13 protein-coding genes, 1 tRNA gene and 1 pseudogene are annotated in these 18,455 nt (G+C 59.1%); 10 read left to right on the top strand and 5 right to left on the bottom strand.

The annotated features are described in order from the left end of the window. Positions 1-375: 375 nt before the first annotated feature. From E8Q41_RS18065 to E8Q41_RS18055, 3 genes and pseudogenes are all read right to left on the bottom strand, one after another. A pseudogene (locus E8Q41_RS18065) lies at positions 376-567 on the bottom strand (transposase); the annotation flags it as partial. Between the two features lie 494 nt (positions 568-1,061). After that, on the bottom strand, positions 1,062-2,585 hold the full coding sequence (locus E8Q41_RS18060) for a hypothetical protein (RefSeq protein WP_137156945.1): 1,524 nt from the start codon (positions 2,583-2,585) through the stop codon (positions 1,062-1,064). 17 nt (positions 2,586-2,602) lie between these two features. Next, the gene (locus E8Q41_RS18055; RefSeq protein WP_137156944.1) at positions 2,603-4,306 is read right to left on the bottom strand and encodes a hypothetical protein; all 1,704 of its coding nucleotides are present in this window, start codon (positions 4,304-4,306) and stop codon (positions 2,603-2,605) included. An 831-nt stretch (positions 4,307-5,137) separates the two neighbouring features. Between E8Q41_RS18055 and E8Q41_RS18050 the strand changes: the two genes are divergently transcribed. The 5 genes from E8Q41_RS18050 to E8Q41_RS18030 all read left to right on the top strand — a co-directional run bounded on the left by E8Q41_RS18050 (position 5,138) and on the right by E8Q41_RS18030 (position 10,606). Beyond that, on the top strand, positions 5,138-6,568 hold the full coding sequence (locus tag E8Q41_RS18050; RefSeq protein ID WP_137156956.1) for a site-specific DNA-methyltransferase: 1,431 nt from the start codon (positions 5,138-5,140) through the stop codon (positions 6,566-6,568). Further along, the gene (locus tag E8Q41_RS18045) at positions 6,561-7,445 is read left to right on the top strand and encodes a DUF5681 domain-containing protein (protein WP_137156943.1); all 885 of its coding nucleotides are present in this window, start codon (positions 6,561-6,563) and stop codon (positions 7,443-7,445) included. The genes E8Q41_RS18050 and E8Q41_RS18045 overlap by 8 nt, the downstream gene beginning before the upstream one ends. Positions 7,446-7,741: 296 nt before the next feature. Continuing rightward, complete coding sequence (locus tag E8Q41_RS18040; RefSeq protein ID WP_137156942.1) at positions 7,742-8,374, top strand: DUF3489 domain-containing protein; 633 nt, start codon at positions 7,742-7,744, stop codon at positions 8,372-8,374. Position 8,375: 1 nt separating this feature from the next. Next, the gene (locus E8Q41_RS18035; RefSeq protein WP_205910398.1) at positions 8,376-8,894 is read left to right on the top strand and encodes a DUF2924 domain-containing protein; all 519 of its coding nucleotides are present in this window, start codon (positions 8,376-8,378) and stop codon (positions 8,892-8,894) included. After that, complete coding sequence (locus tag E8Q41_RS18030; RefSeq protein ID WP_137156941.1) at positions 8,891-10,606, top strand: recombinase family protein; 1,716 nt, start codon at positions 8,891-8,893, stop codon at positions 10,604-10,606. The genes E8Q41_RS18035 and E8Q41_RS18030 overlap by 4 nt, the downstream gene beginning before the upstream one ends. A 277-nt stretch (positions 10,607-10,883) precedes the next feature. Here the strand turns inward: E8Q41_RS18030 and E8Q41_RS18025 are convergent. Together E8Q41_RS18025 and E8Q41_RS18020 are read right to left on the bottom strand one after the other, a co-directional pair. After that, positions 10,884-10,959 (bottom strand) — tRNA-Ala (locus E8Q41_RS18025). A 138-nt stretch (positions 10,960-11,097) separates the two neighbouring features. Next, positions 11,098-11,487 carry a TIGR02300 family protein gene (locus E8Q41_RS18020; protein WP_137156940.1) on the bottom strand — a complete coding sequence of 130 codons (390 nt, stop codon included), beginning with the start codon at positions 11,485-11,487 and terminating at the stop codon, positions 11,098-11,100. A gap of 293 nt (positions 11,488-11,780) precedes the next feature. Between E8Q41_RS18020 and E8Q41_RS18015 the strand changes: the two genes are divergently transcribed. The 5 genes from E8Q41_RS18015 (at position 11,781) to rpsA (ending at position 18,379) form a co-directional block, all read left to right on the top strand. Further along, positions 11,781-12,389 (top strand): glutathione S-transferase family protein, encoded by a 609-nt coding sequence (locus E8Q41_RS18015; RefSeq protein ID WP_137156939.1) that lies wholly within the window; start codon positions 11,781-11,783, stop codon positions 12,387-12,389. Positions 12,390-12,592: 203 nt separating this feature from the next. Then, positions 12,593-13,810: an efflux RND transporter periplasmic adaptor subunit gene (locus tag E8Q41_RS18010; RefSeq protein WP_137156938.1), complete on the top strand. Its 1,218-nt coding sequence runs from the start codon at positions 12,593-12,595 to the stop codon at positions 13,808-13,810. A 2-nt stretch (positions 13,811-13,812) separates the two neighbouring features. Beyond that, positions 13,813-15,780, top strand: coding sequence for a MacB family efflux pump subunit (locus tag E8Q41_RS18005; RefSeq protein ID WP_137156937.1), 1,968 nt, complete (start codon positions 13,813-13,815; stop codon positions 15,778-15,780). 140 nt (positions 15,781-15,920) lie between these two features. Continuing rightward, the gene (gene cmk / locus E8Q41_RS18000; protein WP_137156936.1) at positions 15,921-16,547 is read left to right on the top strand and encodes a (d)CMP kinase; all 627 of its coding nucleotides are present in this window, start codon (positions 15,921-15,923) and stop codon (positions 16,545-16,547) included. A 131-nt stretch (positions 16,548-16,678) separates the two neighbouring features. Beyond that, positions 16,679-18,379 (top strand): 30S ribosomal protein S1, encoded by a 1,701-nt coding sequence (rpsA, locus tag E8Q41_RS17995; RefSeq protein WP_137156935.1) that lies wholly within the window; start codon positions 16,679-16,681, stop codon positions 18,377-18,379. The last annotated feature ends 76 nt before the right edge of the window (positions 18,380-18,455 follow it).

Raw genomic sequence — 18,455 nt, 5'->3', positions numbered from 1 at the left:
AATAGCCAGATCGACGAACTGTTGCCGTGGGCATACGCCGCAAACGGCGAAATCAAAGCCGTGGCCTGAGAACATCGCTTACCGTATTTCGGCGGAACGGGACAGTCGGTTCACTAAATCGTGGACAGCAGTTTCACTAATTCCGGGACAGCCTGGTGTTGCCGATTTTCGCCTGCCTGGTTGATGTCATGCGTGTGTTTCGGCGTGGTATTTGACCCCACTATAGGCGTCGAACGGTGACCCCCAGGCGTTCTAAAGAAAAACAAAGTCACTCAGCATGTTAGTCTGCAACAACCGGGGTCATTCTTCCGCGCCGAAAGGGGTCAAAGTTCCGCGCTTGATCACAGCCGATTTTGCAAATGCGCCCGGCAAGCCAGCCTCCCTGGCATCTTTGACCCACTTGCGCAAAAGGTTCGCGTTGACACCATGCGCAAGCGCAAGGCCCGATATCGACACACCAGGCTCAAGGCAAGCCGCCACCAGCCGCGCCTTTGATTCCGGATCGTAACGGCGGCGACCGTCGCGCCCCACACGCCGCACACGCAGCTTTTGATCATCATCACTCATATTTGGTGTCCACCTATTTTAAATGGACATCTTCATGCCGCAGAGGCATCACCGAGAAGAGGCGCATGGAAATAAGCGCTTACAAGCCAAACTCAAAATTCCGACCACCCGTAGCGATGTAACGGGGGAACCTGGCGTCGCATCACCGCGCTGCGCTACACATCATCTCATCATCTCGCAGACAATATCGGCAGACGCTGAGTGTCATCGCCGGACGGCGCGATGGTTCTTAGCATCTCGTCAGCTAGACGACGGGTCGTTTTTGAAGGTCTCTCTATTCATTCTTTCCATACCGCCCGGAAATGGCCAATTTAAACTTAAAAAGATTCTGCCTTCATAACACCCGTATGATGGGCTGAGTTAGAATGGAAAAGTTTACCCATTCACAGAGCGTCTAAAATCCGGCTAACGCTCAAAGTCGGCACATATAGGCTTTTTCTCGCCGTTCATCCCGTCGAGACTCGGAGAGCTAGGCGACTTGAGATGCCCTGAGACTAGCTCATGAGGCCCGAAGCGGAAGATTGAAAAAGCTCTTTGCACTGGCCCGCAAACCACGCCTGATCATAGTTTAGCTCGGCGCGCAACAGCACGGTTAGTCGCCGCTCTGCCCTGTATTCATGGATAGAATGTGCCATGTCGGCAACGGAGCCCGAATTCCGAGCGAAGTCAGCAAGTTTTTGCCACCCGTTTTCGTCGACAGCTACAAGTGTCGTTGGCTCTTTGCCCTGCATGCTTTCGGGCAGAACGCTTAAGATGATATCCTCAGCCGGTATTCCTGACATATCGGCGATCTTCTGTTCCAACCGACTGCGTGCTCTCGCCTCATCGGCACTGTCGTGAGACCCTTCAAAGATTTTGAAGTTATCTGGAATCCTCATCTCGAATGCAGCTTGAAATAGCTTGCCTGTTGTCAGTTGGCTCATGATATTGCGGCAAGCGGGCTGATTTTCAACATTGGAAAGAAAGTCGTCGTCCCCCAGACAAGTAAGCTCGGAATAGGCGCCGAAGATGTTCAACTCAGACCCCTCCTCCTCAAGAACCCTTAATGCCTTATCCAGCATGGCATCGGCAGCGCGTTTCTTTATAGAGTAGGATCCAAACAAGATTACCTCAAGACGCGCACGGTAAAGCGATGTGAGTTGATAAAGCGCCCGCTTGCCGGAGCCGCCATTGTCCCGACAATCGATACCGTAACGATAGACAGGAAATGTGCTCGGGACGCGCTCTGGATATTCGGGGGAGCCTTTTTCAGCACGAAGTACCGCTCCGGACAGCAAAAGCAGGTCAACATTGACGGGATGTCCTCCGATCGCTGCCAAATCCCTCGCCGACCAATCGAACAAATCTGCCGCGCAAACACCATGCACCAGATCATGCACAAACATCAGGACTGGCAGCATTTTATTGAATTCGGCCTCCCCGATGATGTCATTGAATAGGAGCCCAGTCCTAGAGGCGTTTTGATCTAGCAGACGCGGCGCGAAAGCTGCCGCCTCTGCTAGCGCCAAGTGGAATTTTAAGCACGCAATTTTCGCTTTGGACGCTGTAGTTCCGTCAAGGTCCTGGCAGATACGACGAACCGAAAGTTGAAAGCACTTTTCGAAAGCGTTAGGCTCGAGTCGTTCAAGCTGGATGCGAAGTGTATGTCCGAGAGGCGGCAACCCAGCATCATGGACAAGAGCATATAGTCGGACAATCAGCTCCAGCGAGACTGTCGGACCAAGTGCCACGCCCATTGCGCGCAACATTTTTTGATTTGCTCTGAGTAACTCCCCAGAGGACATCTCCAGCCCCCTCAGCATCCTCGTCGCCCAATAGGCCGTCCCTAAGCTGTGCACCAATCTCGAATGCTCTGCCAGAGGATACTCGAAATAAGCCAAGCCCATCTGCCGAAGGCGTCGCATTCGCTGCATAACGCCTGTGGCGACAACGAGCTGTTCCGCGAGACATGTTTGATGAACGTGTCCGGGCAGTATCAACACCGAACTCGAAGGTGCGAGCAACTCCGAAGGATTCATTGGTTTTTCCTGTGCGCCTAGATTGATCTGGCTCTTGAGAATAAGCTTGACGGTCTGAGGTTTGCTTGCATAAGGATTACGACGACAACAGGTCGAGATCGCGTCTCGTCGGCGACCACTACGTCAATACAGTCTTCTGCGAGCAGCGGAGGTCTATCCTTCTTCGAACAATCTAAGACACAGAGGACCGATATCTTCCGACCGAGAGAGGAAGCGTAGCTTAATGTTTGATCGACATATTTTTTACAGTCCCTAAGCCCCAAGGTTTTATCGGCTAGGCATTTTAGCTCAATTGGAATTCCATTTACCAGGAGATCGGCTATACCGGCGCCAACATGGGGATGCTCCAGGAGTGTTTCCCCAATACCAGGATGCATCCGAAGAAACTGTCGCAACTGTGATTGGAACATTTCCTCGGAAATTGACCTGTCGATTAGGTTGTCCGAGAGGAGCTGGCCCGCAAAATTCAAAAGAGGAGACAAGACTTGCATAGCGTTGGAAATTTCCAGCGCGCTGAGATTGGGCTCCTCGTACAAACGATCCCGTATCTTTCGCAGTTTTAGGTCAAAGTCGGCAAAGCCGACCGGCGGGAGGTATCGCCTGGTAATAAGCGCTGATTGCCAGGTATCGCGGAACACGCCATTCGACGTAGCAGCTGAAAATGCCGCTTGCATCATCCACCTAGCGCCCTCGGTATAATGCGCTTTGGCGGATGGCAGCCTGAAAATTCCAGGCAGAGCGCCAGCGTACATGTATCGGGATATAAGCAAACTGGTCGCAGATCTGAGGGACTGCACCTTGTCCTGATCCACATTTGTCACTGAAAGCTCCGCCTTCGCCTGCGCAAAACAGGCCGCTATGAACGCATGAAGAGTCTCAACGAATAACCAGTGCTCATCGGAGTAATATTCCTGAAACAGCTCCTCTGGACGGTAATCGACCGTGACGGGTCTTGCTGAGAAGCCGAGTGCATTGAGGAACTGTGTGAGAACGGGGAGGTCGTAATGTGGGAAGAGCGATAAATCCTGTACGATAGCCTGCATTCCGGGGACACCAGTCATAGTGGCGGTGTGATTGTGATAACAGTAATGCTGATAATATAAAGAAGACAATACCCTCCTACCCGCTTGAATAAAATCATGACCAAAAGAGCTTAATTCGCCTAAGGATAACAAATTCTCGACAGTAATGGCGGCGTCTTTATTTTTAAATACTATTCCTTGCACTTGATCAATATCTAAAATAAAACTTCTTTTATCACCTTCAAGAGCCATTATGGCAAATTCCGATAAATTTCGCCCCGAAAATCCAAAAATGTCACTGCGGATACGGTCAGTCATGGAAAATGTGTTTGTCTTATGGACCTTGAACTTGAGGGTCGCTTCGACGTCACGAAAGAACATCGGAACTGAATCTTTAGACGCCGCATACATTTTCTGTCGACTGTGAACGAACGCTGCAGTGTCTGTATCACTGCTTGTGTTCAGCAGGATGTTATGGTCATTCAACTTCTCGACGAACAGGGCGAGTTCGGCTCGGCCAGAGAGGTACATCGTCAGCGGATGAAGGTTGATAGACATGCCGGCGACATGCCCGACCACCAACGTTTGCAGTATCCACCTATCGACATGTTCGGGCCTGCTGCCATCGCTCGATCTATCGATCTCTCGGTCGATGAAATTGAGAAAAACGGGCCGCGCAATTCGTTGCAAGTCGGTCATGACAATCTCGATCGAAACAGGACGCTAGAGTAGAGGAGATGGCGATATCGATGGCTATTATTAGGGTACAGACACTCTCCGCACAACTATTGATCCTCAGCACTCAGCTCGTCACGAATAACGTTCAGAACTGTCCAAACCAGTACGGTAGCCATGGATGCGTGTCTCAGTCGCTGGCGATCGTGGGATAATGTTCTTTAGAAAGGGATCTTCCGTCATTTCTCTCCGAATCAGTGTGTTTCGGCGTGGTCTTTGACCCCACTATAGGCGTCGAACGGTGCCCCCCCAGGCGTTCTAAAGAAAAACAAAGTCACTCAGCATGTTAGTCTGCAGCAACCGGGGTCATTCTTCCGCGCCGAAAGGGGTCAAAGTTCCGCGCTTAATCACAGATCTCCGCCGCGCCGCCAAGGTCGCCTCCCTCGCGGAGGCGTGGATCGAAACACGTAAGGAGAGCCGCGACATGCAATGCAAAAAAGTCGTCTCCCTCGTGGAGGCGTGGATCGAAACCGCGTCAGGGAGACATCGGTGTTGTCTAAACTACGCAAAATGTGGGAGCTGTTGCGAGGGAAGGTAATGTCCATATAATCATCCACAGTAAAATTTCGGATTGGATCTTGGGGCGAATCTACTTTGAATTGCATTCATCTCTAAAGTCGGTTTTGAAGTGGTTTTGAAGCCCCTTAAAGCAGCTGTTGAAACCAGCTGCAGTTTCAGAATTTCCGGCGCGCACGAGTTGAACGGATGGTCTCGCGGGCAATTGATCGCGACCCCGACTTCGCAAATCATTGGTGTCTGATTTGCTGATGTCTTGCGAGGTTAATCTGAATGAACATGCATTCGCCTTCGATTGAACTGCTGCCGGTCGGATCTTTGCGACCCTATGCCGGAAATGCCCGCACCCATTCCAGGAAGCAGATCGGCCAGATTGCCGAGAGCATCCGGCGGTTTGGATTCACCAATCCCGTTTTGATCGGCGATGACGGCGAGATCCTGGCGGGCCATGGCCGGGTGAGGGCGGCCAAGGAGTTGGGACTGACTGACGTGCCAGTGGTGCGGCTGTCGCATCTGACGCCGGCCGAGCGGCGCGCCTATGTGCTGGCGGACAACAAGCTGGCGCTGAATGCCGGCTGGGACAGCGAGGTGCTGGCCATAGAGCTGCAGGGGCTCATCGATCTCGACTTCGATGTGACGCTCACCGGTTTCTCGCTGGCGGAAGTCGATTTTGCGCTCGACCACGCGCGTGAGGCGTCTCCGGCGACGGTGGATGATGACGCCGATCGCATCGTTGCGCCATCGTCCGGGCCGGCGGTCAGCCGGACGGGTGATCTCTGGCGGCTGGGCCGGCATCGGCTGCTCTGCGGCGACGCCCGTTTGGGCGAGGATGTCGACCGGCTGGTCGGTGGAGAAAAGATCGATCTGATCTTCACCGATCCGCCTTACAATGTGGCGATCGACGGCAATGTCGGCGGACTGGGCTCTGTGCGCCATCGCGAATTCGCCTTTGCCTCCGGTGAGATGAGCAGGGAGGAGTTCACCCACTTCCTGACTGTCACTTTGAGCAACGCCGCCCGTGTCGCCAGGGACGGCGCGATCGCCTTTGTCTGCATGGACTGGCGTCACATGCGCGAGATGCTCGACGCCGGCGAGGCGGCGTTCACGGAGTTGAAGAACCTCTGCGTCTGGAACAAGACCAATGGCGGCATGGGCACCTTCTATCGCTCCAAGCATGAGTTGGTCTTCGTGTTCAAGGTTGGCTCTCAGCCGCACACCAACAGCTTTGGTCTGGGCGACAGCGGCCGCTATCGCACCAATGTCTGGGACTATGCCGGCATCAGCAGTCTCGGGGCCAAGCGCATGGAGGATCTGGCCATGCATCCCACCGTCAAGCCGGTGGCGCTGGTGGCGGACGCCATCAAGGATTGCTCGCGGCGCGGTGAAACGGTTCTGGATCTCTTTGGCGGCTCCGGCTCGACGTTGATCGCCGCCGAGCAATGCGGCCGCGCCGCTCGTCTCATCGAATATGATCCGCTCTATTGCGACACGATCATCGAGCGCTGGCAGCGCTATACCGGCAAGCAGGCGGCGCTGCAGGGCAGGGGAGATCAGGCGAGCTTCGAGAGAATGCGAGAAGAGCGGCTGGAGGGGCAGCCCCACAGCGGCGCCGGCGATAACACGCCCCATCGACCAACGACCATGTCACATCGCCAGCCGGCCGCCACAACAGTCAGCGCCCGCAAGCCCAGGAGCCGCCGCCATGGATGAAGAGGCCATCAAGCGGCAGATCCTGTTCGGCGAGGACAGGGAGCCCAAGCGCCCGTCCAATCGCGGCCAGTTCCAGAAGGGGCAGTCTGGCAATCCCAAGGGGCGGCCGAAGAAGGCCGTTACCGATCATTCGCTGTTCGACCAGCCGATGCTGTCGGCGGCCCTCAGTCTTGCCGATAGCCATGTGCCGGTGCGGGAGGGAGGGGAAACCCATTCAATGTCCTGGCGCGAGGCGATCATGCGCTCGATCTTCACCAATGCCGCCAAAGGCAATGCCCGCTCTCAAACGCTGGCCGTGCACACCATCATGCGCGCCGACGCGGAAAGGGCGCGCAAACGCGCCGAGGAGATCGCCTTCTGGCGGGACTACCAGCAGAAGACCTGGGCGGAGATCGAGACCGCCAAGAGGAAGGGGTTGCCGCCGCCAACGCCTTTGCCTCATCCCGACGATATCATTCTGGATGTCGAGGAGGGCGTCCGCTTCATCGGTCCTGTCGATCAATTCTGGCAGGCAAAGCTGGAAGAGACCATTCGCTACCGGGATGCTCTGATCATGCAAGACGCCCTCGACCAGCGCAGCGACAGCCGTCTCGACGGCGAGCCGATGCGCGACGCGGGAGCCGCCGGTCTGTGCGCCCATCTCCTGGAGAAGGGCATTCCGCCGCGGTTGAGGCTCACCGACACGGAATGGGTGCTGCGGATGATGAAATATGACGGCATGCCGAAGCGGGCGCTGAAGAAGGAGCTCTTCGCGGCCTGGCGCAGCCTCGGCAAAGACCTGCCGCGTGGCTATGTCTTTCCGGAGCGGACGGTCATGGTTGAGAACATGGAGATGGTCATGAACCAGGTCCATGAGATCCTCGCCGCCGAGGCATGATCGTTGCGCCGGCGGGGCGGGTGCGGAAACGAAAAGTTTTTCGCGCAGCAATGCAGGCTGTGCTGTCCCTACAGCCCGCGCCGCCGGCCCCGCCTCGCCACGAGGAGGCAGATGTTGGTCGGCTGAGGAATGAGCGAACTTCCCGCTCAGCTGACTGGACTTCACCTGCAAAGGAAGCATTGCTGTGCGGGCGGAGAGGAACTCGCCTCCGCCTGCCTACGCCCGCCACAACTATGCGGGCTTTCGTCAGTGCAAGCGCTGGATGGTCCGGCGCATGAACTCCGACGGAGGCCTAGATGTCGATCATCACCCATATCCGCAAATCGGTTCGCTCCCATATCGCTGGCGCAAGAGCTGCGCAGATGACGGCGCCGGAAGAAAAGCTCGTCTTATCATCCGGCGCTCCGATGGCGTCTGTAGAGGCCGACACGCCGCCATCTGCACCCCGGAAGGCCGGTAGGAAGCCGAAGAGACCCGCAAAGGACACCGCCGCCATCAGCGGCCAGGACCCCGCTCAAGAAATATTGGCGCCATCCGATGCCAGAACCGATGCCCAGGCAACTCAGGCAGCCCATGCAGACGGCGCCTCAGGGCTCAAAGCCCGCAAGACCGATCTCGTTCTCGACCTCCTCCATCGTGGCGCCGGCGCCTCGATCGCTGACCTGATGGCGGCAACCCAATGGCAGGCCCATTCGGTGCGCGCCTTCCTCTCCAGCGTCATCCGCAAGAAGCTCCAGCATCAGGTGATCACAGAGAAAGGGGAGAATGGCGTCAGCCGCTATCGGCTGGTTCGCGAAACTGCTGAAGGTGACGATGGTGACGCAGCCGAAGTTGATGGGGTTGCGTTGAGGGGAGACGCGAAGGCTGCGGCTGCCAAGACTGCGACTGCCAAGGCCGTGCAGGACACCGCCACGATCGAGGCCGTCTGACATGGCCAAGCGCAAGCCAATGCTGGAACACCAGCTGCAAGCCCTCGATCGCCTTTCCCGCGCCGATCTCATCGATCTCTGGCGTAAACGCTATGGCGCGCCCCCGCCGTCAGGCGTGCGTCAACCTTTGTTGATACGTTCGGCGGCATGGCGCATCCAGGAAGATATGCTCGGCGGACTGTCCGTCAGCGCTACGCGGCTTTTGAAAGCAGCCATCAGAGCTGCCGAGGCCAAGCTTGCCGCCCGACCGGCTGCTGCTTCGGTTGCGGTGACGTCTCCGGAACCTGAAGACGGTGCCTCTGCTGTTCTTGTCTCCGATTCTTCCGAGCGTCCGCCTCACATCCGATCCATTCCTGTCCCCGGCGCGCGGCTGATCCGCGAGTGGAATGGCAAGCGCTATGTCGTCGATGTCTTGCCGGAGGGATATCTGCTGGATGGCACGATCCACCGCTCACTGACGGCCATCGCCTATGCGATCACCGGGGCGAAGTGGTCTGGTCCGAGGTTCTTCGGGCTATGAGCGAAAAGGGCCGACTGCGCTGCGCCATCTACACCCGCAAATCGAGCGAGGAGGGGCTTGATCAGAGTTTTAACTCGCTCGACGCCCAGCGCGAAGCCTGCGCCGCCTTCATCACCTCGCAGGCCAGCCTGGGATGGCGTCTGATCCCGGAATTCTACGACGATGGCGGCATCTCCGGCGGCACGCTGGAGAGGCCGGCCATCCAGCGCCTGCTCCAGCATATCCGCGAAGGGCGGATCGACATCGTCGTCGTCTACAAGATCGACCGTCTGACCCGATCGCTGATGGACTTTTCCAAACTCGTCGATGTCTTCGACCGCCATTCCGTCTCCTTCGTTTCGGTCACCCAGCAGTTCAACACCACGACGTCGATGGGTCGCCTGACGCTCAATGTCCTTCTGTCCTTCGCCCAGTTCGAGCGCGAGGTCACCGCCGAACGCATCCGCGACAAGATCGCCGCCTCCAAACAGAAGGGCATGTTCATGGGCGGCCGCGTGCCGCTCGGCTACCGTCTCGACAATCGCAAGCTGGAGGTCGATGAAGACGACGCCGATTATGTCCGCCATCTCTTTCGTCGCGTGGTTGAGCTCAAATCGGTGAGCGCGGTCAAGCACGAGATCGACGCCGCCTGCAAATCCTATGCGAAGGGCAATACCGAGATGGAGACGCCGCGTCGCTGGCGAGCCATGACCCATGGCCAGCTGCGCTATCTTCTCTCCAACCCGACCTATATCGGCAAGATCACCCATAAGGGACGCATCCATGACGGGGAGCAGCAGGCGATTGTCTCCCAGGACCTCTTCGATGCGGTCCAGGCCGAGATCACCGAGATCCGCACCGCTGGCCGTCGCGGACGCGGGGCGCCTGACATCCATCTGCTCAACGGCATTGCCTTTGACGAAACCGGCGATCGCCTCAGTCCCTCAAGCGCTGCAAAGGGTTTGAGACGCTATCGCTATTATCTCTCCCATCGCCTGCAAAAGAGCTCGAGGGGCAGAAAAGACGGATGGAGACTTCCGGCCGATGAGTTCGAGCGCATCGCGCTCAGCCAGGCCAACGCCGTTGTTGAGAACGCCAACATAATCTCGACCTGGCTGGAACAGGCGGGAGCCGGAAACGCCATCGCCGCCGCACTGGACCGGCTCAACGGTCTCAAGGACGACCTCGCTTCGCCCGATCCGTTCCGTCGTCGGGATAGCTTCCGTCTGATCTTCAAGGCGATCACGATCTCTCCCAGCGACATCCGATTCGACGTCAACCGCGACGCGCTGATCAAGGCCTTGATTCCCGACGATCAACATGGCGCCGCAAAACCAACAGACTCCACCGACAACAACCATGATGATGACGAAACCTCCATCATCACAGTTCCGATGACCATGAAACGCCGCGGCGTCGAGATGCGCATGGTGGTATCGGCAGGCAATGGGCGAGAGCCGGATCAGGCGCTGATCGATCTCATCGCCAGGGCGCACATCTATCTCAACCGCCTCACCAACGGCTCGGCATCATCGATCGCCGAACTTGCCGATCAGCTCGGCGTGCATCGCGCCGATATCAGCCGCATTCTGCCGCTGGCCTTTCTGTCGCCGCAGCTGACCGAATCGATTCTCTCCGGTCGTCAGCCTGCCGATCTCACCGTCCGCACCCTCTCACGGCTGGTGGATATTCCCGCGAGCTGGACAGAGCAGGCCGCGCTGCTCGGCGGGTAAAAATACCAAGACACTGTCCCCAACGATCCTCCACAGTCCGTGTCGTCCTGGCGCGGGCTTTCTTCATTGCCGGCGGACGTATCCAGGCCACCACGCCCACCCGGCAAAATTAGTGGACGCAGGTGAGGGCCGACAGAGACTGCGGCCGGGAAAGGGCGGAAAGAGAGGAGATAACGCCAGGCGTCTGGGGGAGAAATAGAGACCGTAGGCGCTAACCCACGGGAATGTCGGGTCTCTTTGGAGCAGTGCAGTTTCGGGGAGTTCTGGGAAGAAAATTTGGTGGAGCTAAGCGGGATCGAACCGCTGACCTCTTGCATGCCATGCAAGCGCTCTCCCAGCTGAGCTATAGCCCCATCCTTGCCGTGTCCGGCGGGTGGTCCCGACCCCGTTTCCGTGTCGGTGGCCGCTGTATATTGTCGCTTATTCGGATTGGCAAGCGATAAAATGAATTCGGGCCGATTTTTTTTATCGGCCCGGAAAAGTCAGCAAAATCAAACTTCGTCTTCGTCCGAGCCGACGCCGATCAGGCCGGTCATGTCGTCTTCGTCCTCATCCTCGTCCTGTTCGAGGAAGGTGTCGTCGTCATCGTCGCCGATATCCACGTCGTCGTCGCCGAGATCCGGAATTTCCTCGGTGCCGGCTGCTTCGTCGTCGGCTTCCTCGAGCGAGACGAGCTCGACTTCCGTGGATTCGGTGTCGACTTCCGCCACATCCTCTTCCTCGTCCTTCTCCAGAACCTTGGCCACGGAATGCTCTTCGAAGAAGGAGAGCGGATAGGACTTGCCGGTATAGGGCGAGACGACCGGATCGCGGTTCAGGTCGTAAAATTTCTTGCCCGTTTCCGGGTCGATGCGCTTGGTTCCGAGTTCGGGTTTTGCCACGTCTAGACCTCTTGAGTGGTAAGCTTGAAAAGAAGCCGTCCGAAATGCCGGAAACGGCGGGCGCCATAGCGGCGATGGTCATTTTCAGGGATCACGCCCTTATCTTTCTTGGGCGCGTCTGTCAAAGCCTAATCGCCCCGCGAATCAGCGGCGCGCGCCGATTATGGCCGAAACACGGTTTGCGCGGATATGGCTTTGTCGTCGCCTGGAAAAGCTTTTCGTTGGAACGGCGGCTCTTGCCGAACGCTGCGGGTCGCGGGATAACGGAACCCCGTCCATCGCGAAAGCTGACCATGCTGAAACTCTTCTATGCTCCCGGCACCTGCGCGCTCGCCACCCGCATCGTTCTCGAAGAAATCGGGGCGCCCTACGAGCTTATACGGGTCGACTTCGCCAAGCAGGAGCAGACGTCGCCGGATTATCTCGCCATCAATCCGAAGGGTCGGGTGCCGGCGCTCGTCACCGAACGCGGTGTTCTCTCCGAAACGCCTGCTCTGCTCGCCTATCTGGCGCAGATGTTTCCGCAGGCCGGGCTCGCGCCGCTGGACGATCCCTTCGCCTTCGCCGAATTGCAGGCTTTCAATGCCTATCTGGCCGCCACGGTCCATGTCGCGCATGCGCATGGCCGGCGCGGATCGCGCTGGGCGTCAGAACCCGCTTCGTTCGACGACATGAAGCGCAAGGTGCCGGAGACCATGGCCGCCTGCATGGAATTGATCGAAAGAGAACTCTTTCGCGGCCCCTGGGTGATGGGCGAGATCTATACGGTGGCCGATGCCTATCTCTTCACCATCGAGACCTGGTTGGAAGGCGACGGCGTCGAGATCGGTGATTTTCCTGGCATCGCCGAGCATTTCGGTCGAATGGGGGAGCGAAAGGCCGTTCGCCAGGCGCTTGCGTGATGCGAAGAAGCGTCGCATCTAGGTAAAGTTTTGTAAGTCTTGGGACTTCGCCTTTGACGCGACCCATTGCTCTGCCTACATCGGTCTCATGACAGCTGCGGCGTCCCGTTCGGTCATGTCTTCGTGATGCTGCCTGCGGTCGAGCCCGCACGGCAGCCGGAGAGGCCTGGGAGCGACGCCAAACCGTTTGGAGTGAGACGATAATGAAGAGATGGGCGGGCTGGTTGACGCTGGCGATCCTGCTGGTCGCCGGGGCAGGCGGCTATATATGGCAGAGCCGGACGAAGGCCGATGATCCCCTCGCCAATGTCATCACTGCCAAGGCGACGCGGGGAGACATCGAGGTGGCCGTCCTGGCGACGGGAACGGTGCGTCCGTCGCAACTGGTCGCGGTCGGCGCGCAGGCGTCGGGCCGCATCACGGATCTCCATGTCAAGCTCGGCCAGAAAGTCTCGGAAGGCGATCTGATCGCTGAGATCGACAGTCTCACCCAGCAGAATGCGCTGAAGACGGCGCAGGCTGCGCTCGCCAATGTGAAGGCGCAGCGCGATGAAAAACGTGCCACGCTGACCTATGTCGAATCGGCGCTCCAGCGATCGCGGCAGGGGCTTTCCAGCCGCGCCACATCCCAGGATGCATTCGAAAGCGCCGAGACGAGCGTGGCGACCACCCGTGCGCAAATCGCCGCCCTCGACGCGCAGATCGCCGAGGCTGAAGTGGCTGTGGAAAACGCCAAGGTCGATCTCGGCTACACACGGATCACCGCGCCGATGGACGGGACCGTGTTGCTGATCGTGGCGCAGCAGGGGCAGACTGTGAATGCTGCCCAGACCGCCCCGACCATCGTTGTTCTCGGTCAGATCGACCGGATGCTGGTTCAGGCCGAGATCTCGGAGGCGGATGTCGTCAACGTCAAGCCCGGCCAGGACGTCTATTTCACCGTGCTGGGCGACGGCGCGCGCCGCTGGGACGCCCGGCTCGATTCGATCGACCCTGCTCCCGATAGCCTGCGCTCGGATTCGGAGATTGCGACCTCCAGTTCGTCGAGCAGCGCCAGCAGCACCTCGTCGACGTCGGAAGCCATCTACTATTACGGCCGTTTCACGACGCCCAACGCCGATGGCGTGCTCAAGACCTATATGACGGCGCAGGTGCACATCGTGCTGGGCCGCGCCGAGAACGTGATTCTCGTTCCCGCCTCCGCGATCCGTCCGCCAGCCGAGCCGGGCGGCAAGAGCCGCGTCGACGTGATCGGACCGAATAGGACGATCGTCACCCGCGAGGTCGAGACCGGCCTGAGCGACAGGTTGCGCACAGAAATCAAGTCTGGCCTGGAGGAAGGCGATGTCGTCGTGACGAGCCGCGGTTCGACTTCGGCCGCTGTCTCCAATGACTTCGGCCCCCCGCCGATGAGGCTGTGACCATGGCCGATCCGCTCATCTCGCTTCAGAAGGTCCGCAGGGAATTCCCGGCCGGCGAAGACGTGATCGCCGTTCTCAAAGATATCGACCTCGACATCGCCGCCGGTGAATTCGTCGCGATCATCGGTCCTTCGGGATCGGGCAAATCCACCCTGATGAACATCCTCGGATGTCTCGACCGGCCGAGCGCCGGCGACTACCGTATCGGCGGCCGGCTGACGTCGGATCTCGATCCGGATGAACTCGCCCAACTCCGCCGCGAGCATTTCGGCTTCATTTTCCAGCGCTATCATCTGCTCGGCGAACTCTCGGCCCTGTCCAATGCCGAGATCCCGGCGATCTATTCCGGCATGTCGGCGTCCGAGCGGCGTGACCGGGCCAAGGCTATGTTGCGGCGGCTGGGCATGGGCGAACGGCTCAGCCACCGGCCGGGCCAACTGTCAGGCGGTCAGCAACAGCGCGTTTCCATTGCGCGTGCGCTGATCAACGGAGCCGACGTCATCCTCGCCGACGAACCCACCGGGGCTCTCGACACCAGGACCGGCGAAGAGATGCTGAGGATTCTCGAGGAGTTGAACGCTGAAGGCCATACGGTGATCATCGTCACCCACGACATGGCGGTGGCCCGCCGGGCTCGTCGGGTGGTGGAAATCTCCGACGGGCGAATCGTCGCCGATCGCCGGACTGAATACAATGACGAGAACGAGGCGCCCAAGGCGGCGTCCGACGCCGTCTCGCGACGGAAGGTTTCGGCCGGAAACGTTGTGATGGCCGGGTTCGACCGCTTCGGCGAAGCGTTCCGCATGGCGCTGATCGCCATGAACGCGCATCGCCTCCGCACTTTTCTGACCATGCTCGGCATCATCATCGGCATTGCCTCGGTGGTCAGCGTCGTGGCGATCGGCGCGGGATCGCAGAAAATGGTGCTGCAGGAAATCTCCCGCCTGGGCGCCAATACGCTCGAGATCTTCCCCGGCAAGAATTTCGGCGATGTCCGCTCCGAAAAGGTCCAGACGCTGGTGCTCGCCGATGCGGAAGCGCTGGCGACCCAGCCCTATGCCGCCGGCGTCACGCCCACGGTGACCAAAAGCCTGACATTGCGGCGGGGATCGCAGGAGGCGTCCGCTTTGGTCAATGGCGTCGGTCCCGGCTTTTTCGGCGTCCGCAACGCCACGCTCGCCTCCGGACGTTTCTTCGACGGTTCGAGCGTCGATACGCTCGCTCAGGACGTCGTCATCGACGACAACACCCGCAAGACCCTGTTTCCCGATGAAGAGGCGGTCGGACAGATCCTGCTCGTCGGTTCGGTGCCCTGTCGCATCATCGGCGTGATCGAGCCGCAGGAGCAGAGCTTCGGAGGCTCCGGCAATCTCAATGTCTATCTGCCGTTCACCACGGTTCAGGCGCGGTTGACGGGCGAGACCAGCCTGCGCTCCATTCTGCTCAAGGTCTCCGACGACGCCAACACCACGCTCGCCGAACAGGCGGCGACCGAGTTCCTGACGGCCCGGCACGGAACCAAGGACTTCTTCATCTTCAACACCGACCAGATCCGCCAGACCATCACGGCGACAGCCCAGACGCTGACGCTGCTGGTGGCCGCTATCGCGGTGATTTCCCTGATCGTCGGCGGCATCGGCGTCATGAACATCATGCTTGTGTCGGTCTCCGAGCGGGTTCAGGAGATCGGCGTGCGCATGGCGGTCGGGGCGCGGCGTTCCGACATTCTCCAGCAATTCCTCACCGAGGCGGTGCTGGTCTGCTTTGTCGGCGGTTTCCTCGGTGTGGCGACGGCTTTCGGGCTCGGCGGTCTGGTCTCGCTGTTGACCGACAAATTCGCCTTCATCTATTCGACGCCGTCGATCGTCGGGGCCTTTGTCGTCTCGACGCTGATCGGCATTCTGTTCGGTTTTCTGCCGGCGCGGAATGCGTCCCGTCTCGATCCGGTGGTGGCGCTCAGCCGCGCATGACAAGACTGCGATCGGGACAAGGACGAAACGCGCGCGGCAATTCATCGGTGAGCGCTTGGCAAGGGCCGCGTCTCTGCCTATGAAAAAACCTCGCTGCGGTGCGACTGCTTTATGATTCTTGTCACGATCAGGATTTGGGAATGCCGACAATAGCCATTGATGGCCCAGCTGCCGCTGGAAAGGGAACGCTTTCTCGAAGGATTGCGGACGCCTATGGCTATCATCATCTCGACACCGGACTGACTTATCGCGCGGTCGCCAAAGCCATGCTGGATCAAGGTTTTGCCCTTGATGACGAGAGGCTGGCCGTCGACGCTGCGCGCGGTCTCGATCTCTCGCAACTGGACCGTGCCGTTCTCTCTGCCCATGCGATCGGCGAAGTGGCCTCCCGCATTGCGGTGATGCCTGATATGCGGCGTGAACTGGTCGAGGCGCAACGGCGCTTCTCTCGCCGATATCCCGGCGCGGTGCTCGACGGCCGCGATATCGGCACCGTTGTCTGCCCGGATGCGGAGGTGAAGCTCTATGTGACCGCGTCTGCGGACGTGCGGGCCCAGAGACGCCTCGACGAGATCCGGGCCAATGGCGGGTCGGGTGATTTCGATACGGTTTTGGCCGACCTCGTCAAGCGCGATGCGCGCGACATGGGGCGCGCTGACAGCCCGTTGAAACCAGCGGCTGATGCGCACTTGATTGATACGTCCGAAATGGGTATAGAGGCGGCGTTTCAGGCAGCGAAGGCTATCATCGACGCGCGCCTGAAATAGGTTTTCCTGTATTCCGCGCGCCGGATCTGCCCCGTTTTTGAGGGCCGGACTATGGGGAAAGCCTGTGTTTAACCACTAACCCCGGCGCTTTCGGCGACTTCTGGACAAGATGTCGCCCGTTTGGAGAACCAATGTCCGCAGCTAACTCCCTGAAGGAGGACTTCGCGTCCCTCCTCGAAGAATCCTTTTCCAAGGTCGACCTCGCCGAAGGTTATGTGACCAAGGGCATCATCACCGCCATCGAAAAGGACGTCGCCATTGTTGACGTCGGTCTGAAGGTCGAAGGTCGCGTTCCGCTCAAGGAATTCGGCGCCCGCGCCAAGGACGGCTCGCTGAAGGTCGGCGACGAAGTTGAAGTTTATGTCGATCGCATCGAAAACGCCATGGGCGAAGCTGTTCTGTCGCGCGAGAAGGCTCGCCGCGAAGAAAGCTGGACCAAGCTGGAAGTCAAGTTCAACGCCGGCGAACGCGTCGAAGGCGTGATCTTCAACCAGGTCAAGGGCGGCTTCACCGTCGATCTCGACGGCGCCATCGCCTTCCTGCCGCGCTCGCAGGTCGACATCCGTCCGATCCGCGACGTCACCCCGCTGATGCATGTCCCGCAGCCCTTCGAAATCCTCAAGATGGACAAGCGTCGCGGCAACATCGTCGTGTCCCGCCGCACGGTTCTCGAAGAGTCGCGCGCCGAGCAGCGTTCTGAAATCGTCCAGAACCTCGAAGAAGGCCAGGTTGTCGAGGGTGTCGTCAAGAACATCACCGATTACGGCGCATTCGTGGATCTCGGCGGCATCGACGGCCTGCTGCACGTCACCGACATGGCCTGGCGCCGCGTCAACCATCCGTCGGAAATCCTGTCCATTGGCCAGCAGGTCAAGGTTCAGATCATCCGCATCAACCAGGAAACCCATCGTATCTCGCTCGGCATGAAGCAGCTCGAGTCGGATCCCTGGGGCGATATTGGCGCGAAGTACCCGGTCGGCAAGAAGATCACCGGCACTGTCACCAACATCACCGACTACGGCGCATTCGTGGAACTGGAGCCGGGCATCGAAGGCCTCATCCACATCTCCGAAATGTCCTGGACCAAGAAGAACGTCCACCCCGGCAAGATCCTGTCCACCACGCAGGAAGTCGACGTCGTGGTTCTGGAAGTCGATCCGTCCAAGCGCCGCATCTCGCTCGGCCTCAAGCAGACCCTCGAGAACCCCTGGCAGGCGTTCGCCAACGCTCATCCGGCTGGCGCTGTCGTTGAAGGCGAAGTCAAGAACAAGACCGAATTCGGCCTGTTCATCGGCCTCGACGGCGACGTGGACGGCATGGTGCACCTCTCCGACCTCGACTGGAACCGTCCGGGCGAACAGGTCATCGAAGAGTTCAACAAGGGCGATGTCGTCAAGGCCGTCGTTCTCGATGTGGACGTCGACAAGGAGCGCATCTCGCTGGGCATCAAGCAGCTCGGCCGCGACGCTGTCGGCGAAGCCGCAACGTCTGGCGATCTGCGCAAGAACGCCGTCGTTTCGTGCGAAGTCATCGCGATCAACGATGGCGGCATCGAAGTGAAGCTGGTCAACCACGAAGAGCTGGTGTCGTTCATCCGCCGCGCGGACCTGTCCCGCGATCGCGACGAACAGCGCCCCGAGCGCTTCCAGGTCGGTCAGGTTGTCGACGCCCGCGTCACCAACTTCTCGAAGAAGGACCGCAAGGTTCAGCTTTCGATCAAGGCTCTGGAAATCGCTGAAGAGAAGGAAGCCGTCGCGCAGTTCGGTTCGTCCGACTCCGGCGCGTCGCTCGGCGACATCCTTGGCGCGGCTCTGAAGAACCGCGGCGAATAAGCCTCAGCGAGCTTAGACATGCGAACCCCGCCGGCTATGTCAGCCGGCGGGGTTTTCTTTTGTCGCAACATTTGTG

This window comes from Rhizobium sp. FKL33, from assembly GCF_005222915.1.
GTDB lineage: Bacteria > Pseudomonadota > Alphaproteobacteria > Rhizobiales > Rhizobiaceae > Rhizobium_E.
Note: the sequence above shows the minus strand (reverse complement) of the source record. Positions and strands in the feature narration are given on the sequence as shown.